Raw genomic sequence first — 22,063 nt, 5'->3', positions numbered from 1 at the left:
ATTGGAATAAAATCATCATAGGCAACGTGATATCGCGCTAATTTATCTCTACCAGCCAATGCTCTGGAGGAGACGCATGATGCCGGGTCCGACGGCGCTGAATTTCAGCGAGGCCACCTCGCACGACATGTTCGCGCAACGACTTCCGCAATCGAAGGACGACAGCCTGCCGCAAGTTCTGGCGGCTGCGGTGACGCATCTTCATGCCCTTATCCGGGAATTGCGGCCGACCCAGGCGGACTGGCGTAAGGTGATCGAATTCCTCACCGACGTCGGCCATGCCAGCGACGAGCGGCGCCAGGAGTGGGTGCTGCTGTCGGATTTGCTCGGCGCGTCGGCGCTGGTCGAGGAGATCAATTCGCGCCGTCCGAAGACGGCCACACCCAACACCGTGCGCGGACCTTTCTTCCGCGCCGACGTTCCGCAACTGCCGCTTGGCGGCAATATATCGCTCGATGGCATCGGCGAGACGCTGGACGTTTTCGGCCGCGTGCAGGATCTCGATGGTGATCCCATCGCAAATGCCGAGATCATCACTTGGCAGGCCAATGCGCAAGGGTTCTACGAAAACCAGCAACCGGACCTGCAGCCAGAATTCAACCTGCGCGGCTGCTTTCGCACGGATACGGACGGACGTTTCCACTATCGGACCATCAAGCCATGCGGCTATGGCGTGCCCGATGATGGTCCCGTGGGAAAGCTCCTACGGCAGGCGGGCTATCCGTTGTGCCGCCCCGCGCATCTTCATTTCATGATCAAGGCGCCGGAGTTCGAGACGGTCACCACGCATATCTATGACGGCAGCGATCCGCATCTGGCCGAAGACGCGATCTTCGCCGTCAAACCCGAGTTGGTGCGAACCTTCGAGCAGCAGGGCAAGGGATGGTTGTTGAAACTGACTTTCATCATGGTCCGCGCCAGGAGGGGAGCCGGGACATGAGCCGGACTTTCATCTACAGTGGCAGCCCTGCCCATATCGTCTTCGGCGAAGGCCAGTGCGCTGCCGCCGGCGAGTGGGTGGAAAAGCTCGGATGCGCCAAGGCGCTCGTCCTCTCGACGCCGCAACAAAAGGCCGATGCCGAAGCGCTGGCCGCGCGGCTGGGCTCTCTCGCCGTCGGCGTCTTTGGCGGGGCCGTCATGCACACTCCAGTCGATGTCACCGAAGAGGCGATGGATGTGGTTCTCCGTACGCAGGCCGATTGCGTCGTTTCGCTCGGCGGCGGCTCGACCACCGGGCTTGGCAAGGCAATCGCCTATCGCACGGATCTTCCGCAAATCGTCATCCCGACGACCTATGCCGGATCTGAGGTGACGCCAATCCTCGGCCAAACGGAGGGCGGGCGAAAGACCACCGTGCGCCATGCGAGCATCCTGCCCGAGGTGGTGATCTACGACCCGGCGCTGACGCTTGGCCTGCCTGTTAGCATGAGCATCACCTCGGGGCTGAATGCCATGGCCCATGCGGTCGAGGCGCTCTACGCGCAGGATCGCAATCCAATTTCAACACTGATGGCGGCCGAGGGGCTGCGGGCGTTCAAGAGCAGCCTGCCTGACATCGTTGCTGTGCCGCGGGCTGCCGATGTCCGCGCCGATGCGCTCTACGGCGCCTGGCTCTGCGGCACCGTGCTCGGCACGGTCGGCATGGCACTGCACCACAAGATCTGCCACACGCTGGGCGGCGCTTTCGATACGCCGCATGCCGACACGCATGCGATCATGCTGCCGCACACCGCCGCCTACAATGCCGCAGCCGTGCCGGAGCTTCTGTCGCCGGTCGCCGATATCTTCGGCGGCTCGGTCGGCGGCGGGCTTTGGGATTTCGCCAGGCAGATCGGTTCACCGCTGGCGCTGAAGGGTCTCGGCCTCAGCGAAGCCGATCTCGATCGCGCAGCCGAGATGGCTACCGAAAATCCCTACTGGAATCCAAGGCCGATCGACCGGAAGTCCGTTCGTGCTCTTCTGCAGGATGCCTGGGAGGGCAAACGGCCGGCATGAGTCGACGGCAGACATCACGCTCTCTGGGAGGAGAAAAAATGGGAGGAGGAAACATGTTTACGAGACGCGATTTTCTGAAGACGACGGCCGCCACCGGGGCACTGGTGGCGACATCCGGGCTTGCCGCCCCCGCGATCGCACAGAATGCTGCGATCAAGCTTGGTTATGTCAGCCCGCAGACGGGGCCGCTTGCCGCCTTCGGTGAGGCCGACAAATTCATCATCGACAGTTTTCTGGCAGTCACCAAATCGAAGGGGCTCAACTATGAGGTCGTCGTCAAGGACAGCCAATCCAATCCGAACCGGGCAGCGGAGGTCGCCAAGGAACTGATCGTCACCGATGAGGTGGACCTGATCCTCGTCGCGTCGACGCCGGAGACCACCAATCCGGTGGCGACCACCTGCGAGGCCGAGGAAATGCCCTGCATTTCGACGGTCGCGCCCTGGCAACCTTGGTTCATCGGCCAGCAGGGCAATCCCGGTGACCCCACGTCCTGGAAACCATTCAACTACGCCTATCACTTCTTCTGGGGTCTCGAGGACGTCATCTCGGTTTTCACCAACATGTGGGCGCAGATCGAAACCAACAAGAAGGTTGGCGGTCTCTTCCCAAATGACGGCGACGGCAATGCCTGGGGAGACAAGGTCGTTGGCTTCCCGCCGGTGCTGGAAAAGATGGGCTATGGCCTGATCGACCCCGGCCGCTACCAGAATATGACGGATGATTTCTCCGCACAGATCAACGCCTTCAAGTCGGGCCAGTGCGAAATCATCACCGGCGTGGTGATTCCGCCTGATTTCACCACCTTCTGGAACCAGGCCAAGCAGCAGGTTTCGCACCGAAGATCGCCTCGATCGGCAAGGCGCTGCTTTTCCCGCAGACCGTCGAGGCGCTCGGCAGTGCAGGGCATAATCTGTCGTCTGAAGTCTGGTGGACGCCGAGCCATCCGTTCAAGTCGTCCTTGACGGGGGAAAGTACAGCACAGGTGGCAGACGCCTTCACCAAGGCGACCAACAGGCCCTGGACGCAGCCGATCGGCTTTGCCCATGCGCTGTTCGAACTGGCGGTGGATGCGATGAAGCGGGCCGGAGATCCGACAGACGGGGATGCCGTCGCGCAGGCGATTGCCGCGACCAAGCTCGATACGCTGGTCGGGCCGATCGCCTGGGACGGCAGGGGTCTGCCTCCCTTTGCCGCCAAGAACATCGCCAAGACGCCGCTCGTCGGCGGACAGTGGCGGCTCAAAGACGGCGGCGGCTACGATCTCGTCATCACTGACAACAAGACGGCGCCGAACATTCCGGTCGGCGGCAAGATGGAAGCAATCGCCTGATTTTGGGCGCGGGGCCCTCTAGAGGCCCCGCCTGTTTCTGGGAGGAATGGGTTTGGCAATTCTCGAACTGGATCAGGTCTCGAAGAAATTCGGCGCATTGACCGTCGCCGAGCAGATTTCCTTTGCCGTCGGTGAAGGCGAGGCGCTGGGGATTATCGGGCCGAACGGCGCCGGCAAGTCGACGCTGTTCAATCTGATCACCGGCAATATCCCCGCCGACAGCGGCAGCATCCGCTTTCTCGGCAGCGACGTGACGCGCACGCCGCCGATGGCGCGCTGCCTTGCGGGAATGGGCCGCACCTTCCAGATCCCGCAGCCGTTCGAAAAGCTGACGGTTTTCGAAAACCTCCTGGTCGCCGGCGCCTTCGGCTCGCGGCGACGCGAGGCCGAGGTGTCGGACCGCTGCGCCGAAATCCTGGTGGATACCGGGCTGATCGATCAGGCGAATGTGCTGGCCGGAAGCCTGTCGCTGCTGCAACGCAAGCGGCTGGAACTGGCCCGGGCGCTGGCGACGGAACCGAAGCTGCTGTTGCTCGATGAAATCGCCGGTGGACTGACCGAGGGCGAGTGCCGGTCGCTGGTGGCCACCATCCGCGCCATTCACGCGCGCGGCGTTGCCGTCATCTGGATCGAGCACGTGCTGCACGCGCTGAATTCCGTCGTCGAGCGGCTGCTGGTGCTGCATTTCGGCAAGGTCATCGGCATCGGCAAGCCCGAGGACATCATGGCGTCGCGCGATGTGCGTGAAATCTATCTGGGGGTCGAGATCTGATGGCGCTTCTCGAAACCAGAGGCTTGACCGCCTCCTACGGCGATTTCCAGGCGCTATTTGGCATCGATATCATCGTCGGCGCCGGCGAGACCATCGCCATCATTGGCGCCAACGGGGCCGGCAAGACGACACTGATGCGCTCTGTCTCAGGCGAGCTCACCAATGCGCCGGCGTCGATCCTCTATCGCGACGAACCGATCGGCGCACTGCCGGCACCGGACATTCTGGCGCGCGGCGTCGCCATGGTGCCGGAAGGTCGGAAACTCTTCCCGTCGTTAAGCGTCGAGGAAAACCTGCTGATCGGCAATTATGGCCGCAAGGTCGACGGCCCGTGGACTCTCGAAAGCATCTTCGTGCTTTTCCCGATCCTGAAGGAGCGGCGCAATAATCCGGCAACGGCACTTTCCGGCGGGCAACAGCAAATGGTGGCGATCGGTCGCGGGCTGATGTCCAATCCGGCGCTACTGCTCTGCGACGAGATCAGCCTCGGCCTCGCCCCGGTCGTGGTCCGCGATATATACGCCGCCTTTCCCAGGATCCGCGAGACCGGCGCTTCGATCGTCATCGTCGAACAGGATATTGCTCAGGCGCTGAAGGTGGCCGACCGCGTCTACTGCATGATGGAGGGGCGCGTGACGCTTTCCGGCCGCGCCTCAGACCTCAGCCGCGACGACATCCACAGGGCCTATTTCGGGACGGATCACCATGAACTGGCTTGATACCATTCTCCAGGGCGTGCTGCTCGGCGGGCTTTACGCGCTGTTTGCGGCCGGCTTGAGCCTCGTCTTCGGCATCATGCGGCTGGTCAACCTCGCCCATGGCGACCTGATCGTGCTTGCTGCCTTCTTGATCTTGATCCTGGTGACGACGCTCGGGCTCAATCCCTTCGTGGCTGCCGCAATCGCGGCGCCATTGATGTTTGCCATCGGCTGGGGCCTGCAATATTTCCTGCTCAACCGCACGCTCGGCAAGGATATCCTGCCTCCGCTGCTCGTCACCTTCGGGCTGTCGGTCGTGATCCAGAACGCCCTGCTCGAGGGATTTTCCGCCGATAGCCGCCGCGTCTTTGCCGGCAGCCTAGAAAGCGCCTCCGTCAATCTCGGCCCGGTCACCGCCGGCATCATGCCGCTGATGACCTTCATTTCGGCCGTCGCCGTCATCATCTGCCTCAATCAGCTGATCTATCGCACATCCGTTGGCCGCGCCTTCCGGGCGACCTCGGACGATCCGGTGACGGCAGGGCTGATGGGAATTCGGCCGCAACGCATCTTCGCCATGGCGACGGGGCTTGCCATGGTCGTGGTGACGATCGCCGCCCTCTATCTCGGGACGCGCGCCAATTTCGATCCGACCTCCGGGCCGGCGCGGCTGATCTACGCCTTCGAAGTGGTAATCATCGGCGGGCTTGGGTCGCTCTGGGGCACGCTTGCCGGCGGCATCATCCTGGGCGTTGCCCAGACGGTGGGTGCCGCAATCAATCCGGAGTGGCAGATCCTTGCCGGTCATCTGGCATTCCTCGCCGTTCTCCTGTTCAGACCGCGCGGCCTTTTCCCGCGCGCAGTGGATTGAGGTGCATCGATGACCATGGCCATTCCATCCTTCACCGTCGAGACACGCACCAGGGCATCAGCATTGTCCGCCGTGGCAGTGATTGCTCTCTTGCTGCTTGCCTTCGCCGCACCCTTCATTGTCTCGCGCGGCGTCATTCAGGACCTGTTCTTCATCCTCACCATGCTGGTGCTGGCGCAGAACTGGAACCTGCTTGCCGGTTATGCCGGGCTGATCTCGGTCGGCCAGCAGGCCTTCGTCGGCTTCGGCGCCTACACTATGTTCGGCTGCGTCATCCTGTTCGGCTTCGATCCGATCGCGGCCATTCTGATTGCCGGCGTGTTTTCGGTTGCCCTTGCCATTCCCACGGCCTTCTTCACCTTCCGTCTCTACGGTCCCTATTTTGCCATCGGCACCTGGGTGGTGGCCGAGGTCGTGCGGCTGCTGCTGGCCCAGTGGAAGGCGCTCGGCGGCGGCACCGGCACCTCGCTGCCGCGCGATGCGACGCGTGAGATGATGGGTGTCGGCGCGATGCGCGACCTCTTCGGCATGAAAGCTTCTGAGGCGGGCGATGCGCTGACTTACTGGATGGCGCTGATCCTCGTTGTCGCCACAATCGGCTTCATCTATGGACTTCTGCGCAGCAAGCAGGGCCTCGGTCTCGCGGCCGTCCGTGACAACGAACAGGCCGCCCGCGCCGTCGGCGTCGATGCGCGGCGGATGAAGATGTTGGTTTATCTCGCCACCGCCTTCATGACGGGCATCGCCGGGGCGTTGATCTACGTGCAGAAGGCCCGCATCTCGCCGGACGCAGCCTTCTCGGTCACCGACTGGACGGCCTATGTCATCTTCATCGTCGTGATCGGCGGTATCGGGACGATCGAGGGACCGATCCTCGGCGTCATCATCTTCTTTCTCTTACAGAACCTGTTGGCCGACTACGGCTCCTGGTACCTGCTGGTGCTCGGCCTTCTCGGCATCGCCACTATGCTTCTCGCGCCGCGCGGCCTCTGGGGTTTGTTCTCCGAGCGCACCGATATCCAGCTTTTTCCGGTTCGCCGCGTCCTGAAGGGCGGGCCACTCAATCTCACGCATAGGGGAGGGCCTCATGGCTGACATTACCACTGACGTACTCATCATCGGCACCGGCCCGGCAGGCTCCGCCACCGCCGCACTGCTCTCGTCCTACGGGGTCGAGAACCTGGTGATCAACCGCTACCGCTGGCTCGCCAGCACGCCGCGCGCCCACATCACCAACCAGCGCACCATGGAAGTGCTGCGTGATCTCGGTCGCGATGTGGAGGACGAGGCTTATATGTTCGCGGCTGAGCAAGACCTGATGGGCGAGAACGTGTTCTGCACCTCGCTCACCGGGGAGGAGATTGGCCGGATGAAGAGCTGGGGCAAACATCCGCTATCGCGCGCCGAGCACCAGCTGTCATCGCCGGCTCATATGAACGATCTGCCGCAGACCTTCATGGAGCCGCTGCTGTTCAAGACGGCCTGTTCGCGTGGCAGCCAATCGCGCATGTCGACGGAATATCTGAGCCATGCGCAGGACGAAGACGGGGTCATGACAACCTGTCTCGACCGGCTGACCGGCAAGGAATTTACCGTCCGATCAAAGTATCTGGTCGGTGCCGATGGCGGCAATTCCAAGGTTGCGGAACATGCGGGCCTCACATTCGAAGGCAAGATGGGTGTTGCCGGTTCGATGAACATTCTGTTCAAGGCCGATCTGTCGCGACTGGTCGCCCATCGTCCCTCGGTGCTTTATTGGGTGCTGCAGCCGGGTGCTGATGTCGGCGGCATCGGCATGGGGCTGGTGCGTATGGTCAGGCCCTGGGACGAATGGCTGATCGTCTGGGGTTACGATATCAATCAGCCACCCCCTTCGGTGGATGAAGCGCATGCGAAGAAGGTCGTGCGCGACCTGGTCGGCGATCCCGATCTCGAGATGACCATCAAGTCGGTCTCGACCTGGACCGTCAACAATATGTACGCCACGTCAATGTCGAATGGCCGCGTCTTCTGCATGGGCGACGCCACCCACCGCCATCCGCCGTCAAACGGGCTCGGCTCGAACACCTCGATCCAGGATGCATTCAACCTCGCATGGAAGCTGGCTTTCGTCCTCAAGGGCACCGCTGACCCGAGGCTTCTCGATAGCTATCAGGATGAGCGAGCGCCTGTCGCCAAGCAGATCGTCACCCGCGCCAACAAGTCGATCGAAGAGTTCGGGCCGATTTTCAAGGCGCTTGGTCTGCTTGATTCGATTGATCCGGTGAAGATGCAACAGAACATGGATGCCCGCTGCAACAACACTGTCGCGGCCGAGGAGCAACGGGCCGCGATCCGCAAGGCGATTGCCGACAAGGTCTACGAGTTCGATTGCCATGGCGTCGAGATGAACCAGCGCTATCGATCCGGCGCGATCGTAACGGATGGCCAGGCGGAACCGGCCTTCGCCAGGGATCCGGAACTGCACTGCCAGCAGACGAGCTGGCCAGGGGCAAGGCTGCCGCATGCCTGGGTATATTCGGCGACAGGTGAAAAGCTGTCGACGCTGGACCTTGCCGGACATGGCAAGTTTACCGTGCTCACCGGCATTGGCGGGCAGGGCTGGATCGAGGCCGCCCGAACCCTTGGGAAGGAACTGGGCATCGATATTGCCGCACACCTGATCGGTCCACGTCAACCCTGGCAGGACTTCGCCGGCGACTGGGCGAATATGCGCGAAATTCGAGACAGCGGCGTCCTCCTCGTGCGTCCCGACCATCATGTCGCCTGGCGAAGTGAAGCGATCGTTGAAGATCCGTCAGCCGAGCTGCGACGCGTGATGACCACGGTTTTGGGGAGACACGGCAATGATTGACGCACATGAAAAGGGTTTCTTCACAGAAGAGAACTCTGTCGAGGTGGTCACGAGCCGTAACGCCACCGCCAAAGACCAGCGCCTGAAGCGCGTGATGGAGGTCGTGACACGCAAGCTGCACGAGGCGGTGAAGGAGCTTGAGCCGATGCAGGACGAATGGATGGAGGCAATCCTCTTTCTCACCCGCACAGGGCACACATGCAACGAATGGCGACAGGAATTTATCCTGCTGTCGGACGTGCTCGGCGTATCGATGCTGGTCGACGCCATCAATAACCGCAAGCCCTCAGGCGCCTCCGAAAGCACTGTTCTTGGCCCGTTTCACGTTGCCGACGCGCCGGAACTGCCGATGGGTACCAATATCTGCCTCGATCAGAAGGGCGAGGACATGGTGATTGGCGGCCGCATCCTCGGCACGGACGGCAAGCCGGTTGCCGGCGCTGTCATCGACGTCTGGCAGGCTAACGACGAAGGCTTCTACGACGTGCAGCAGAAGGGGATCCAACCAGACTTCAACCTTCGCGGCATCTTCCGCACCGGCGCGGATGGCCGCTATTGGTTTCGAGCGGTCAAGCCCAAATATTACCCGATCCCGGACGATGGACCGGTTGGTAAGCTGCTCGGCGCGCTCGGTCGTCATCCCTACAGGCCCGCTCACCTGCACTACATTATCAAGGCCGACGGCTTCGAGACACTGACGACGCATATTTTTGATCCGGACGACCCGTACATACACTCTGACGCAGTCTTTGGTGTGAAGGAGAGCTTGCTTGCCAAGTTCCAGCACGTCGAAAATTCGGTGCGCGCTAAAGACTTCGGTTTCTCTGGCAAGTTCTGGCAGATAGAGCACGATTTCGTGCTGGCCCGGACCGAGGAGTAGCATTGCTCGCCAGCCGGCGTTCTGACGAAGAAGGCCGTAATAGCCAATGCAATGGAGATGATCGCGCCGCAAGGGAACGCGGCGCGAGTTCCGTCAGTCATAGCCGCAGCAGCATCAGCGCCAGCCAACGCGTCATTTGAGCTGGTCTTTGCGGTTGCATGCGTCCAAATGGTATGCCCATACAAGTTCCATAACGTTGATTACGCCGCAAAATATGTAGCCGGCTACCTTAATCTACAGGTACCCCGTCGTTTGACAACGATGACGCCACGCATCTGCGGGGCGAAGAGCAACCTTCGACTAACTGCACGCGACGATGGCATATGTGCAGCGACGGGCAGCCCCCTGGCATCGAGAGCCGTCATCCGTGCCTCGGCCATTTTGCGTGCGACCGACTGGTTTGGGTAATCGCCCCAGCGGTCGAAAGCTTCCGGGTTTCGCCGATCGGTGGCCACAACTTTCTGGGGCGGCCTGATTTCGACGATAGACGGCTTGGCGCGACGCATGGATCTCCGGGCGGCGAACCGCAGCTCGGCAAACCACATTGATGACAAAGGGCAACTGCCCGGCCGGGTGAACTCGTCGCATCCGGGTTCGACTCTATGACTTGAGGACAGAGCACGGGCTTGCCGTTGCAGTGTATCGGTACGGCAATATCGAGACGCTGGCCCCATGTCCAGTACCTCCCATTGCTGTCGTGGGCCGCTCCTCCGCGGGCTCGATGAGGCATGTCTGACCGGAGACCGGCTGCGCCTCGATCGTCTTACCGCAACGGCCATTCGCAGATTTCTTACCCCGGACGTCACGTCCTCCTCTCCCGCTAACAAATCTGCGTCTTGCCGCCCTCCATTTCATTTTGGCCTTATCAGGTGCGGTCCGATCGTCACCGGTCTTTGCGACAGCCATCGAGGCCGCGATGGGCGCGGCCCGATACACACGAAAGGAACTTGAACATGGCTACCATCGGCATCTTCACCGCAAACGAAAACGGCTTCACCGGCTCGATCCGCACTCTCGCGCTCAACGTCAAGGCCCGCATCGCCCGCGTCGAAAATCCATCCGACAAGGGTCCGCACTTCCGTATCTACGCTGGCAACGTCGAGCTCGGGGCGGCCTGGCAGAAGCGTTCCAACGAGAGCGACCGCGACTACCTCTCGGTCAAGCTGGACGACCCGAGCTTCCCGGCCCCGATCTACGCGACGCTTTCGGTGGTCGAAGGCGAGGACGACTACCAGTTGATCTGGTCCCGCCAAAACCGAGACTGAGATCCCGCTGGCCCCGCCGCTTGAGGCGGGGCCAGCGGCCCGCTTAGAGAAAGCCGACAATCGGCCTCGAGGCCGCCCACGACCCTTTAGAGCGGATACCAGTGATGAGCGCACTTAAATGGAAGACATCACGCAACAATTTGCCAACTCCATACCGCGACTGGCCGATATCGTTCCTCAGCGAGGTCGGCGCGGCACTCTTGAGACCTACTGGAACCGGCGGCAGTGATGTGCCAGCAGGGGCCGTTTCGGCGGTCGTGGTAATGCTTCAAGACCGAGGCGATCGGATCATCCCTGCAAATATCGGAGAGTTGATCTTGGCTGATAGCCGCGGGCACGTTTTTGCTTCACCAGGGCGAGGAACAGGCGAACCGCTTCCTCCTCCCGTTCGAAGACGTGCTGTTTCTCCTGGCCATGCTGGCCGATGCGTCCCCATCGCCGGATCAGGCAGGCTTCTCCAAACATTGTCTGCCCGATTTCCATGGCGTAGTAGCGCGCCATGTTTTTTGCCGGATCAGCGCGTTCGATATAGAGGTGGTAGGGCTGTGCAAGCATGCTGCCATGATCGCCAAACAGTATTGCGACGTCCAACGACACATTTGAATCAATCACATGCGACCGATTCAAGTTTGTGATGGATGGCACCGGGGCGAGGCGCCATTGGCGCACGGCTCTCATCGCATCGCGACCGAGGCCAGCTGGCGGTCTTCGCCGGATCCGGTCAAGATCCTCTTGCAACGCAAAGCAGACTGTGCACGAAATCGTCGTGTCGAGCTTGCCGAACCGTCTATTGTGGCCAGCAATGCTGGCAGGCGGTCGCGTCCTTTCAGGACGCGGTTTTATCTCTCTGACTGCCCATTGTGCACCCGCCGCTCCGGCGTCAAGGACATCGCGGCCCCTCCAATTTTCCGCACCGCAGGCGGCACAGAAAATCGGTTCCTCCGCTCGCCGCGTGGCGGCCGCGTTCCGCAGTCCCTGACCCCTCGCGAGCTACGATGCGGCCCCCTTTCGTCAGAAAACGAAAAGGAGACTCTGATGACAAGGCATGAAATCAATCAAATGGATGGAGAAGTCCCCAAGCTGCGGCCTCAACAGTCGGACTTGCTTGAAAATTTGCGTCATAATTTCGATGCGGAAGTCCATCTTCCAGCCGATATCCCACGCGAATTTCTGTCGGCAGCGTTACTCTTTGCGATCGACAAAAAGGTGGATTTCGGCTTGTTCCATCAGGCCGACCGGATCATCATCGCATATTTCGGCGGCGACGAAATTTACCTTCCGTCCCGGTGGTCCGATAAGCGCTGGCATATCGGTGTCGAGGATAGAGAGCCGTTCTTCGATCCCGCGGGTTGAGACCCAGACCAGAGGCGGCCGCCGCCTCTGGTCTTTGCCTTGCCTTATGACCCGGTTCGGCCGGATCGACCGACCGGCTCGGCTGCGAAAGGGGGCTGCGCCGCCCCTCTCAAGCTCACCCCATGACGGAAGGGCAAGCCCCTCCTTCAAACTTTCTCCCATGGGGATAGAGGACGGTTCCCTCCTCCCTTTCCCCAAACCCCTATTCCTCTCCCGTCGGATGGAGGCACAGCAAATTGGCGACGCCGATCACCGCCGCCCAGACGACGAGTGTTGGAATGCTGCGCCGCAAGCGGCCCGACGACGACCCCACCGTTTTCCGAACGGCGTTACGATTCGTCGCCAAACAACTCCCCTAAATCCTGGCAGACGCTACCGGCGTAGTTTCATCGGAGTTTTAGGATCTATCGCATTCTTGTCGCCGCTGACCGGTGAATGAAACCGGTTCTCGCCGACGCAAGCCCTCATATCGTCACGACGGAACCAGATCGCACGACCGCATCGAAGCGGCGCATTACCTGCCGTGAACACGATCTGCTCGTCGGCCCGCATGCGCAGAACTTCGTGCGGCTGGATGAGCGGTCTGGCGGCAAGTTGTTTCGAACGCGTGTGCGATGAACCCTTCGACTGGACACTGCGACTGACCTGATCGATCTCGACCGTCGTCATGCCGCAACGCCGCGAGATGTAGTCGGCCGTTTCAGGATCGTTGATGGCAGCAAACGAGATCCAGCTCGCACTCTCAAACCATTTGCTCGCCGCGTCGCGGCCGCCATAGGTTTCTCGCATCTGGCCGATCGACTGGTAGATCATTGTCAGCGTGATGCCGTATTTTCGGCCGGCGTCACGAGCCGTCTCCAGAATCCGCATGTAGCCCAGGCGTGCCACCTCGTCCAAAAGGAACAGCGCCCTCCCGTTCAACGCTCCATCACGATTGTAGATCGCGTTCAGGAAGGACCCGATGATGACGCGAGCAAGACCCGAATGCGTCTCCAGCGTCTTCAGGTCGATGTTGATGAAGACATCCGTGTTTCCCGCGGAAATGTCCTTGGTCGAAAAAGTCGACTCCGAGACAAGCGCCGCATAATTCGGATAGGATAGCCAGTGCGTCTCCTTCACCGCATTCGCGTAAACCCCGCTAAACGTTTCTGGGGTCATATTGACGAAGGCGGCGACGTTCTCCTTTACGAAGTCGGATATCGAATTGTCGTAGATCGACTGCAATCGCGCGCGCAGCTTGGGTTCGGGCTCGGACAGATTTTTGCGGACCTGACGGAGTGTCTGGTCGTCCTCTTCGGTGCGGCCGGATAGACAGACGTCGGCGATCAATGCGGTCAACAGCTGCAGCGCCGATGCGCGAAAGAAATCGTCGCGCACGCCGCGAGCGCCGCCGCTGTCGCTCATGATCCATGAGGCAACGGCGGCAATATCCTCTTCCTTCGTGCGGCCATGAAGCCCGATCCAGTCCAGCGCATTGAAGCCTGTGTCGGGCGTTTTTGGATCGAGGATACGGACGTCGCGTCCTGCATTTGTCCGATGCTCGATCACCATGGGCGCGACTTCGTTTGACGGATCCAGCAAGACCAATGTACCGCCCCATTTAAGGGCGGTCGGGATCGTCACCGACGTCGTCTTGAAACCGCCTGAACCGGCAAAGACGATACCGTGCGAGGACCCGAACGAGCCGTCGAAGCAGAGAAGCGGCGACTTGCCGCCAGCACCCCACGTCTCCACGCTGTCCGCCCGGAACGACTGCTTCGCCGTAATGTCCTTGTCGACGCGGTAGCGCTCGCCGATGACGATGCCGCCGGTATCTGGAAAAAGCTTTTCGGCCTCCGCCGATTTCATCCACTCGGCTTCGCCATGCAGTGCGCGCCTTCCTCGAATGCGGCGTGGCTCAGAGCGCGCGAACGCCGCATTGCCGACAAGTGCTACGCGAAGTGCAAAGCCGGCAGACGTCAGCGCCGCCCCAGCCCCGATCATCGTTGCCGGGTCTGCATAGGAGAGCGCCGATCGAACTGCCGGAAAGTGGTCGAAAATTGCGGAAAGTCGCACGGTCTCGCGCAGCGCAGCGATCACGATCGTCGCACTGCTGCCGCCGACAACGCCCCATCCGGCAAGCTTGATGTTCGTTGAGCCGGTGCTCGCGAACAGAAAGATGATGCCGGCGGCGCCTGACGCGATATAGGGCAAGGCGATTCCAGTCCGACCGAGGATCAGTCGAGCTGTCTCGGTTTTCCCGAATTCGGAAAGCCATTGTTCGAAACCCGTCATGCCGATGGTGACCAGCATCATCAGTGCTATGGGTACGCTGACCAGCGCGATCTTATTCGCCGTCATTGCCGAAGGCCTCCGCTCCGATCGCCGTGAGCCGGGATCGCTCGCCCTCATCGCTCCTGATGCGTCGTGCTGTTTCGACCAGTGCCCCGAGCAGCAGCGCGCGCTTTTCGTATCGTAGGCCCGCCTTGACGATCAGCCCGCCAAGTTCGATCTTTTCGCGTGTATCCTTCTTGCGGGCCTCGAATGTCCTCGTCCTCGCCATCCGTTCAAGCCTCGCTATCGCCGCCCGCAGCCGTGCCAGACGCGACCGGTATGGCATGTGCCCCTTTGCGACTATGCTCGTTTGCCCCCTTTTCTTCGGTCGGAACGACTTCGCCCCTGCGAAACCGTTCGGCCAGGTGCTCAAACGCTGCCTGCAGCTCGTTTTCGTCAACCTCGATCTCGCCAAGGCCAGCCTTGAGCGCGATCCGCCCGATTCGCTTCGCTTCGAGAGTCTCGGCGGTTTTAAGTTGCTCTTGCAGTTTGGCGATTTCGTCGCGGATTTTCGAGGAGTGTTTCTTCATTCCGGATGGTCCCGTGTCTGTCGTTTCGTCTTCGAACCTTTGTGAGGTTCCTCCAGACCGGCTTGCCGATCTACCGACACTAATGCGAGTAGGCGCAACCTGCGCTTCCGGTCATGATCCCGGCCGTTCCGGAGGAGCGGCTTCCAAGGGCGCAATTATACGTCGCTGACGCGACGCCCTTGCTCGAGGCCGATCTGGCCCGCCGCTTTCGACGAACTTCGATGAACTCGTTCGCAACCGGGAAAGTATCGCGCCGTGGCCGTCCCGCATTTCTCCGTCAGCATCGTCGCCCGTGGCTCCGGCCGCAGCGCCGTGCTGTCGGCGGCCTACCGGCACTGCGCGAAGATGGACTTCGAGCGGGAAGCCCGGACGATCGACTACACGCGCAAGCGTGGTCTCCTGCATGAGGAGTTCGTCATTCCGGCGGGGGCTCCCACATGGCTGCATGCCATGATCGCCGACAGGTCGGTGTCAGGAGCGTCCGAAGCCTTCTGGAACAAGGTCGAGGCGTTCGAAAAGCGATCGGACGCGCAGCTTGCCAAAGACGTCACCATTGCCCTTCCGATCGAGCTCTCTGCCGAGCAGAACGTTGCTCTCGTCCGGGATTTTGTGGAGCGGCACATCACGTCGAAGGGCATGGTCGCCGACTGGGTCTATCATGACGCACCGGGCAATCCGCATGTCCATCTGATGACGACGCTCAGGCCGCTGACAGAGTATGGGTTCGGCGCAAAGAAGGTCGCGGTGACCAGTCCGGACGGTAACCCGATGCGCAACGATGCCGGCAAGATCGTCTATGAACTCTGGGCCGGAAGCGCGGACGATTTTAATGCGGTTCGCGATGGTTGGTTCGCCTGTCAGAATAGGCATCTTGCCCTTGCCGGTCTCGACATCCGCGTCGACGGGCGGTCCTTCGAGAAGCAGTGCATCGAACTGACCCCGACCATCCATCTTGGTGTCGCCACCAAGGCGATCGACCGCAAGGCGGACCAAGCCGACGCAAGGTCGTCGGCATGGTCGCCAAAGCTCGAACGCGTTGAACTGCAGGAAGACCGCCGCGCGGAAAATGCCCGACGCATACAGCGCCGTCCGGAAATCGTTCTCGACCTCATCACGCGGGAGAAGAGCGTCTTCGACGAACGCGACGTGGCGAAGATCCTGCACCGCTATATCGACGATGCCGCTTTGTTTCAGCACCTGATGATGAGGGTTCTGCAGAGCCCGGAGGCGCTGCGTCTCGAACGTGACCGGATCGACTTTGCGACGGGTATCCGGACAACAGCCAAGTACACGACGCGGGAGATGATCCGGCTTGAAGCCGAGATGGTCAACCGGGCGATCTTGCTGTCCGAGCGCGCCTCTCATGGCGTAGGCGAGGCGCTGCTGGAGGTGACGTTTGCGCGCCATGCCCGTCTGTCGGATGAACAGCGGACGGCGATCGGACGTGTGGTTGGCCGCGAACGGATCGCCGCCGTCATCGGCCGCGCCGGCGCCGGTAAGACGACGATGATGAAGGCGGCCCGCGAAGCCTGGGAAGCGGCTGGCTATCGTGTCGTCGGCGGTGCGCTTGCCGGCAAAGCAGCCGAGGGCCTGGAGAAGGAAGCCGGCATTCAGTCCCGCACACTGTCGTCGTGGGAGCTGCGCTGGAACCGGGGCCGCGACCGGATCGACGCGAGAACCGTTTTCGTGCTGGACGAGGCCGGCATGGTGTCGTCCCGACAGATGGCGCTCTTCGTCGAGGCCGTCGTCGAGGCCGGTGCGAAACTGGTTCTGGTCGGCGACCCCGAACAGCTGCAGCCGATCGAGGCGGGAGCTGCCTTCCGGGCGATCGCCGACCGGATCGGCTATGCCGAACTCGAGACGATCTATCGTCAGCGCCAGCAATGGATGCGCGACGCATCGCGCGATCTGGCGCGCGGCAATGTCAGCCAAGCGGTCGATGCCTATCGTGACCATGGGCATGTCAGGGGATTGGACCTCAAGGCGCAGGCAATCGAAAGCCTGATCGCCGATTGGGATCGCGACTACGATCCTTCGAAGAGCAGCCTGATCCTCGCACACCTTCGGCGCGATGTTCGGATGTTGAACGATATGGCTCGCGCCAAGCTGGTCGAGCGCGGCATCGTCGCAGTCGGCTTTGCCTTCAAGACCGATGACGGAACCCGCATGTTCGCGGCCGGCGACCAGATGGTGTTCCTGAAGAACGAGGGTAGCCTTGGCGTCAAGAACGGCATGTTGGCCAAGGTCATCGAGGCTGCACCTGGACGGCTCGTGGTGGCGCTTGGCGAAGGGGACCATCGCCGTCTGGTCACGATCGAGCAGCGCTTCTACAACAAGCTCGATCACGGCTATGCGACGACGATCCACAAGAGCCAAGGCGCGACCGTCGACTGCGTCAAGGTGCTTGCATCCCTCTCGTTGGACCGTCATCTCACCTATGTGGCCATGACGCGCCATCGCGAGGATCTCGCCGTCTATTACGGCCGACGCTCTTTCGGCAAGTCCGGTGGCCTTATCCCGATCCTGTCGCGCCGCAACGCCAAGGAGACGACGCTCGACTACCAGAAGAGCTCTTTGTACGGCCAAGCCTTGCGCTTTGCCGAGGCGCGAGGCCTGCACCTCATGAACGTCGCCCGCACGATCGCCCATGATCGCCTCCACTGGGTCGTCCGGCAGAAGCAGAAACTCGCCGATCTCGGCGCCCGCCTGGCGGCGATTGGCGTGAAACTCGGACGCGCCGCCAGCGCCAAGACATCACCCAAACCGACCGCCAAGGAGTCGAAGCCCATGGTATCTGGCATTTCTACTTTCCCGAAATCCATCGATCAGTCCGTCGAGGACAAGCTCGCAGCGGATCCAGGTCTCAAAAAACAATGGGAGGATGTCTCCACCAGGTTCCATCTCGTCTACGCCCAGCCGGAAAGCGCCTTCAAGGCGGTCAATGTCAACGCGATGCTCAAGGATCCGACGATCGCCAAAACCACGCTGGCGAAGATCGCCGGCGAACCCGAGCGCTTCGGTGCATTGAGGGGTAAGACGGGCGTGTTTGCCAACCGGGGCGACAAGAAGGACCGCGAACGGGCGATCGCCAACGTGCCGGCCCTGGCCCGTAATCTCGAACGCTATCTTCGCCAGCGTGCCGAGATCGAACGCAAGCATGAGACGGAGGAACGCGCGGTTCGCCGGCAAGTCTCGGTCGACATCCCCGCGCTCTCTGCGCCCGCAAAGCAAACGCTCGAGCGCGTGCGTGATGCGATCGACCGCAATGATCTTCCCGCCGGTCTCGAATATGCACTTGCCGACACAATGGTGAAGGCCGAACTCGATCGGTTCGCCAAGGCCGTCTCGGAACGGTTCGGCGAACGCACCTTCCTCGGCATCGCGTCGAAGGATCCGAGCGGAGAAACTTTCAAGTCCGTCACGGCAGGGATGAACCCCGCGCAAAAGGCGGAGGTACAAACCGCCTGGAATTCGATGCGTACCATCCAGCAGCTCTCCGCTCATGAGAAAACGACCGAAGCGCTGAAGCAGGCCGAGACCTTGCGGCAGACCAGGAGCCAGGGACTTTCGCTGAAATGATTCCGACAATCACGCGCCAGCGCCCGACATACGAGAAAATACGCCCCGCCGCGGCGCTATTATTGGCCACGGCCTTGCTCGCCCTTGGCTTGTTCGTCGCCGCCACGGTCGGCGGGTTCCGCATCAATTTGACGCCGAGCGAACCGCTCGGCCTCTGGCGCGTCGCGGGACTCGATCGGCCCCCCGCCGTCGGCGATGTCGTCTTCATCTGCCCGCCGGAAAACGACAGGATGCGCGAGGCCCGACAGCGCGGCTATCTGCGCTCCGGTTCGTGCCCGGGCGATTTTGCCCCACTGATCAAAACGGTGATCGCCACCGAGGGTCAAAGGGTGGACATCAGGTCAGCCATGTTCGTCGATGGCATCACCGTGACAAATTCGGCAGTTGCCAAAGCAGATGGAAAAGGTCGACCGCTTTCGGCTTTTGCGAGTGGCGCCGTGCCAGCGGGACACGTCTTTCTGCATTCCGGTTTCGCGGGCTCCTACGATTCCCGCTATTTCGGTCCACTGCCCGTGTCCGGCATCCTCGGCCTGGCGCAAAAGGTGCTCACCTATGCGCCGTGACCACGTGGGTACCGCGGCGCTGATCGGCCTTGCCATCGCGGCCGCCTCGATCGGATGGAGCGGCCAGGTGCTTCTCCTGCCAACCGCCCTCGCCTTTCCTGTATTATGGACACATGCACCCAATCGGATGGCGGCGGGGCTGGTCTCTGCGGCATATTTCCTCGCGGCCTCACATGGGCTGCCGCAAGGGGTAGCCACCTTCTATTCGTCCGACCTTTGGCCAGGACTGCTGCTCTGGCTCGCGGCATCGGTCAGTTTTTTCGGGGTCCACACGGTGCTTTGGACATCGGTTCGCACCAAGAGACCCCATCGGTACGTGGCCGCTGGCATCATGATGGGGCTACCCCCTTTCGGCATAACCGGGTGGGCGCATCCGATCATGGCGGCGGGCGTTCTTTTTCCGGGATGGAGGTGGTGGGGACTGGCAGCCACGACAGCCGGCCTGATCGGCCTCGTAACCCGGATCTGGCCGGCTGTCGCGATCGCCTTGGCAGGCGCGTGGGCTTGGTCCGCCGCAACCTGGACCGATCCAGAGGTGCCTCACTCATGGCGCGGCGTCGATTGGCAAATGGGCGCTTCGCTCGGACGCGAGGCCGGACTTCAGCGACAGCGTGACCTGATCGCAACGGTGCAAAAGGAGGCGAGCGATGGTGTTGGCTATATCGTCCTGCCGGAAAGTGCGCTCGGCTTCTGGACGCCCACCGTCGAACGGTTATGGACCAGGGCCCTGGCCGGCAGTCCCGTGACGGTGATCGCCGGCGCGTCCGTTATTGGCGCGGATGGCTATGACAATGTTTTGGTGGCAGTGTCGGCCGGAGGCGGCCGCGTCCTTTATCGTCAGCGCATGCCTGTCCCCGGCTCGATGTGGCAGCCGTGGTGGGGCGATAGCAAAGGCGCGCCGGCAGACTTTTTTGCAAACCCGGTGGTCGTCCTTAACGGCTACAAGGTCGCGCCGCTGATCTGCTACGAACAGCTCGTTGCCTGGCCCGCCCTGCAATCCATGTTGCACGATCCCGATGTCATCGTCGCCGTCGGTAATGGTTGGTGGACCGCGAATACCTCGATCGTCGCGATCCAGCGGGCCAGTGCCGGGGCCTTCGCGCGCCTCTTCGACAAACCGCTCGTCATTTCATTCAACACCTGAACTCGGGAGGCAGTCATGCTCGATACCGCGATGATACAAAAATGCGCCGATCCCTCACTGACGCCTGCCATTGTCGAGCAGTTCGTCCAGAGGGCTGGCTCCTCGGACCCGTTGGCGGTTACCGTCAAAGCCGGTGAGCGGCTGATCCTCGTCCCGAAGGTGAAAACGCCGGACGAGGCGATGGAGCTTATCCGTAGATATGTCGGCCAGGCCGTGGTCCGCGTCGGGATCACCCAGGTCCCGGCTGGCATCGGCGTCAAGGATGTCTCTGAGCTCAAGTCTGATCTTCTACAGGCTTGTGAAAATCTGCGCCTCGGAACGGGGATGTTCGCCAAAGTGGTGAGGATCGTCGCCAAGTGGTACGGCAATCCCACCGACAGGCAAGTCTTTCCGCAAATATTCGAGGATGCCGTCTATGCCTGGAAGACCGGCGAGTTCGAGGGCGTGAGCGTGTTTCGGGCCGATGATCCCGGCTTATCTGTGAAATTGACCGTCCCACCCGTGGCCGAACAAGACCCCCACACCGATAGCGCGCCACCCTTTTCGAAGCTCAAGGAGAGCGAGAATAGCGGTGGTGTCGGAGCAGCGGAAATGCGGATCGATCTGTCCCGGATTGGCGCTAAATAAGCTTTGGAAAGCGTCTAGGTTTCCGGCAGCAGATAGCGCGTCAGAACGGCGGTATCCTCTTCGATGGTCACTTCCAGCACCTCGTTGACGAGATATTGCACCCCTGCCAGTTCCCGCAGAATAAGAATAAACAGTTCCCGTTGAAGCGCAGGTAGGACTTGCGGCACGATAATCACGAGACCCGCGTGTAGCTGTTCGTTGGCGTAGAGCTTGCGAAAGTCGCGAGCGTTGTTCGTCACGAAGGTGAAATCTTCCGCGACGATCCGAGGCATCAGGTCCCAGTCGGTCTCGCCGCTTAACCCCAACCAGTTGACATGAAAACAATCGTGGCCGTGGTCTTGAGCCACGGCCACGAGTGATGTGTGGAGGCATTCGTCGATCAGAAATTTCAAGAGGACTAATCCGACGATTGTGGAAGGCGCTCATTTCCGAGCCGAAGACGCTTTTCCGACTTCACCTTCAAGCCCAGCTCCGAAAGTTTGCGTGGCCGTCCCCGAACGGGATGTGCTGCTGTCCAGATGTCAGCAAGCTCCACCATTCGGCCCGTCAGCGAAGGATAGCCTTCGACGATTTCCTCGGTGCTCGCGCCTTGGGCCTTCATCGCGGCGATTGTTCGCACGGGAACGCGGGTTCCCTTAAAAACCGGTTCGCCGCCGACAACCCCTTTGACGCTCTGGATCAATTTTTCAGCCTCTCGAAGCGCCTCGGCGCGCGCGGCCAATTGCTCTCTTGCCCGCGCGACGTCGATGATAAGGTAATCGTCGGCCCTTACGGTATCGGCTCCGGGGTTCTCATCGATGGTATCGAACAGTCGTTTACGGCGCTCGGCAGATAGGATCGATCCAACGCCGTACCAGAGCTTCAAGCGAAGCAGATCCTCTTCGGTGAGGGCTCGGCCCTCGGTGCTGGACGGACGATTGGCGACGATCCGCTTGTCGATCGCGTTGTGCACCGACTTTATCGCAATCTCGCTGACAGCGGCGGCCTCGGCAGGCGTGTAGGCGTGTGAGACAGTGACCATAATCATTCTCCTTGAGAAGAATATATAAGGCAGCTGATGGTCGCAGTAAAGCGATGATGTTGCTGGCCACGAATTGCGGCATCGACATCGCGCGTGAGCGTTTTGCGGGCTTCATCGAGATGGTGCCGCACGGTTCCGCCTCTGGTATCGGCGACTATCGCCGTTCCGAAGCCCGGCCTTCCTCATCTTGCCCACAGAAGGCATAGCACCGCGCGCAGCGAGAGCACGGGCTCTGGGCGGTCAGCCGACCATGTTCATTCGACCG

General features: G+C 61.3%; 20 protein-coding genes and 1 pseudogene. 15 read left to right on the top strand and 6 right to left on the bottom strand.

Annotated elements, in window-relative coordinates; translation table 11 throughout:
* Window positions 1–76: 76 nt before the first annotated feature.
* From A6U98_RS11105 to A6U98_RS11060, 10 genes and pseudogenes are all read left to right on the top strand, one after another.
* Window positions 77–940 (top strand): dioxygenase, encoded by an 864-nt coding sequence (locus tag A6U98_RS11105; protein ID WP_064649816.1) that lies wholly within the window; start codon window positions 77–79, stop codon window positions 938–940.
* Window positions 937–1,995 (top strand): maleylacetate reductase, encoded by a 1,059-nt coding sequence (locus tag A6U98_RS11100; protein WP_064649815.1) that lies wholly within the window; start codon window positions 937–939, stop codon window positions 1,993–1,995. The genes A6U98_RS11105 and A6U98_RS11100 overlap by 4 nt, the downstream gene beginning before the upstream one ends.
* A gap of 53 nt (window positions 1,996–2,048) precedes the next feature.
* Window positions 2,049–3,328, top strand: a pseudogene (locus A6U98_RS11095) (ABC transporter substrate-binding protein).
* A gap of 52 nt (window positions 3,329–3,380) precedes the next feature.
* Window positions 3,381–4,100 (top strand): ABC transporter ATP-binding protein, encoded by a 720-nt coding sequence (locus A6U98_RS11090; protein ID WP_064650055.1) that lies wholly within the window; start codon window positions 3,381–3,383, stop codon window positions 4,098–4,100.
* A complete protein-coding gene (locus A6U98_RS11085) occupies window positions 4,100–4,819 on the top strand; it encodes an ABC transporter ATP-binding protein (protein ID WP_064649814.1) in 720 nt (239 codons plus the stop codon). The genes A6U98_RS11090 and A6U98_RS11085 overlap by 1 nt, the downstream gene beginning before the upstream one ends.
* Window positions 4,806–5,669, top strand: coding sequence for a branched-chain amino acid ABC transporter permease (locus tag A6U98_RS11080; protein WP_064649813.1), 864 nt, complete (start codon window positions 4,806–4,808; stop codon window positions 5,667–5,669). Before A6U98_RS11085 ends, A6U98_RS11080 begins: the two co-directional genes overlap by 14 nt.
* A 9-nt stretch (window positions 5,670–5,678) precedes the next feature.
* Window positions 5,679–6,764: a branched-chain amino acid ABC transporter permease gene (locus A6U98_RS11075; protein WP_064649812.1), complete on the top strand. Its 1,086-nt coding sequence runs from the start codon at window positions 5,679–5,681 to the stop codon at window positions 6,762–6,764.
* Window positions 6,757–8,523, top strand: coding sequence for an FAD-dependent monooxygenase (locus A6U98_RS11070; RefSeq protein ID WP_064649811.1), 1,767 nt, complete (start codon window positions 6,757–6,759; stop codon window positions 8,521–8,523). The genes A6U98_RS11075 and A6U98_RS11070 overlap by 8 nt, the downstream gene beginning before the upstream one ends.
* A complete protein-coding gene (locus tag A6U98_RS11065; protein WP_197496381.1) occupies window positions 8,519–9,403 on the top strand; it encodes an intradiol ring-cleavage dioxygenase in 885 nt (294 codons plus the stop codon). The genes A6U98_RS11070 and A6U98_RS11065 overlap by 5 nt, the downstream gene beginning before the upstream one ends.
* A 953-nt stretch (window positions 9,404–10,356) precedes the next feature.
* Window positions 10,357–10,668: a DUF736 domain-containing protein gene (locus A6U98_RS11060; RefSeq protein ID WP_003554568.1), complete on the top strand. Its 312-nt coding sequence runs from the start codon at window positions 10,357–10,359 to the stop codon at window positions 10,666–10,668.
* Window positions 10,669–10,956: 288 nt separating this feature from the next.
* Here A6U98_RS11060 and A6U98_RS11055 read toward each other — a convergent pair whose 3' ends face one another.
* A complete protein-coding gene (locus A6U98_RS11055; RefSeq protein WP_179867192.1) occupies window positions 10,957–11,223 on the bottom strand; it encodes a WGR domain-containing protein in 267 nt (88 codons plus the stop codon).
* 480 nt (window positions 11,224–11,703) lie between these two features.
* On the opposite strand from A6U98_RS11055, the gene A6U98_RS11050 reads away from it, so the two are divergent.
* Window positions 11,704–12,021 carry a hypothetical protein gene (locus A6U98_RS11050; protein WP_064649809.1) on the top strand — a complete coding sequence of 106 codons (318 nt, stop codon included), beginning with the start codon at window positions 11,704–11,706 and terminating at the stop codon, window positions 12,019–12,021.
* A 372-nt stretch (window positions 12,022–12,393) separates the two neighbouring features.
* Here A6U98_RS11050 and traG read toward each other — a convergent pair whose 3' ends face one another.
* From traG to traC, 3 genes are read right to left on the bottom strand one after another with little or no spacing between them, the layout of a single operon-like run.
* Window positions 12,394–14,361, bottom strand: a complete 1,968-nt coding sequence (gene traG / locus A6U98_RS11045) for a Ti-type conjugative transfer system protein TraG (protein WP_064649808.1) — start codon at window positions 14,359–14,361, stop codon at window positions 12,394–12,396.
* Window positions 14,348–14,563, bottom strand: coding sequence for a type IV conjugative transfer system coupling protein TraD (locus A6U98_RS11040; RefSeq protein WP_003554560.1), 216 nt, complete (start codon window positions 14,561–14,563; stop codon window positions 14,348–14,350). Before A6U98_RS11040 ends, traG begins: the two co-directional genes overlap by 14 nt.
* Window positions 14,564–14,567: 4 nt before the next feature.
* The gene (traC, locus tag A6U98_RS11035) at window positions 14,568–14,864 is read right to left on the bottom strand and encodes a conjugal transfer protein TraC (RefSeq protein WP_064649807.1); all 297 of its coding nucleotides are present in this window, start codon (window positions 14,862–14,864) and stop codon (window positions 14,568–14,570) included.
* Between the two features lie 255 nt (window positions 14,865–15,119).
* Here traC and traA point away from each other — a divergent pair, with 255 nt between their 5' ends.
* From traA to A6U98_RS11015, 4 genes are read left to right on the top strand one after another with little or no spacing between them, the layout of a single operon-like run.
* Window positions 15,120–18,443: a Ti-type conjugative transfer relaxase TraA gene (traA, locus tag A6U98_RS11030; RefSeq protein ID WP_064649806.1), complete on the top strand. Its 3,324-nt coding sequence runs from the start codon at window positions 15,120–15,122 to the stop codon at window positions 18,441–18,443.
* Entirely contained in the window at window positions 18,440–19,006 is a 567-nt protein-coding gene (gene traF, locus A6U98_RS11025; RefSeq protein WP_003554553.1) for a conjugative transfer signal peptidase TraF, read from the top strand. Before traA ends, traF begins: the two co-directional genes overlap by 4 nt.
* Entirely contained in the window at window positions 18,996–20,150 is a 1,155-nt protein-coding gene (locus A6U98_RS11020; protein WP_064649805.1) for a conjugal transfer protein TraB, read from the top strand. The genes traF and A6U98_RS11020 overlap by 11 nt, the downstream gene beginning before the upstream one ends.
* A 15-nt stretch (window positions 20,151–20,165) precedes the next feature.
* Complete coding sequence (locus A6U98_RS11015; RefSeq protein WP_003554549.1) at window positions 20,166–20,777, top strand: TraH family protein; 612 nt, start codon at window positions 20,166–20,168, stop codon at window positions 20,775–20,777.
* 14 nt (window positions 20,778–20,791) lie between these two features.
* On the opposite strand, the gene A6U98_RS11010 is transcribed toward A6U98_RS11015, so the two are convergent.
* Both A6U98_RS11010 and A6U98_RS11005 read right to left on the bottom strand, forming a co-directional pair.
* On the bottom strand, window positions 20,792–21,169 hold the full coding sequence (locus A6U98_RS11010; protein WP_003554548.1) for a DUF5615 family PIN-like protein: 378 nt from the start codon (window positions 21,167–21,169) through the stop codon (window positions 20,792–20,794).
* A gap of 5 nt (window positions 21,170–21,174) precedes the next feature.
* Window positions 21,175–21,798: a DUF433 domain-containing protein gene (locus A6U98_RS11005; RefSeq protein WP_003554546.1), complete on the bottom strand. Its 624-nt coding sequence runs from the start codon at window positions 21,796–21,798 to the stop codon at window positions 21,175–21,177.
* Window positions 21,799–22,063: the final 265 nt, after the last annotated feature.

The sequence above is a fragment of the Rhizobium sp. WYCCWR10014 genome, from assembly GCF_001657485.1.
In the GTDB taxonomy this organism is placed as follows: domain Bacteria; phylum Pseudomonadota; class Alphaproteobacteria; order Rhizobiales; family Rhizobiaceae; genus Rhizobium.
Note: the sequence above shows the minus strand (reverse complement) of the source record. Positions and strands in the feature narration are given on the sequence as shown.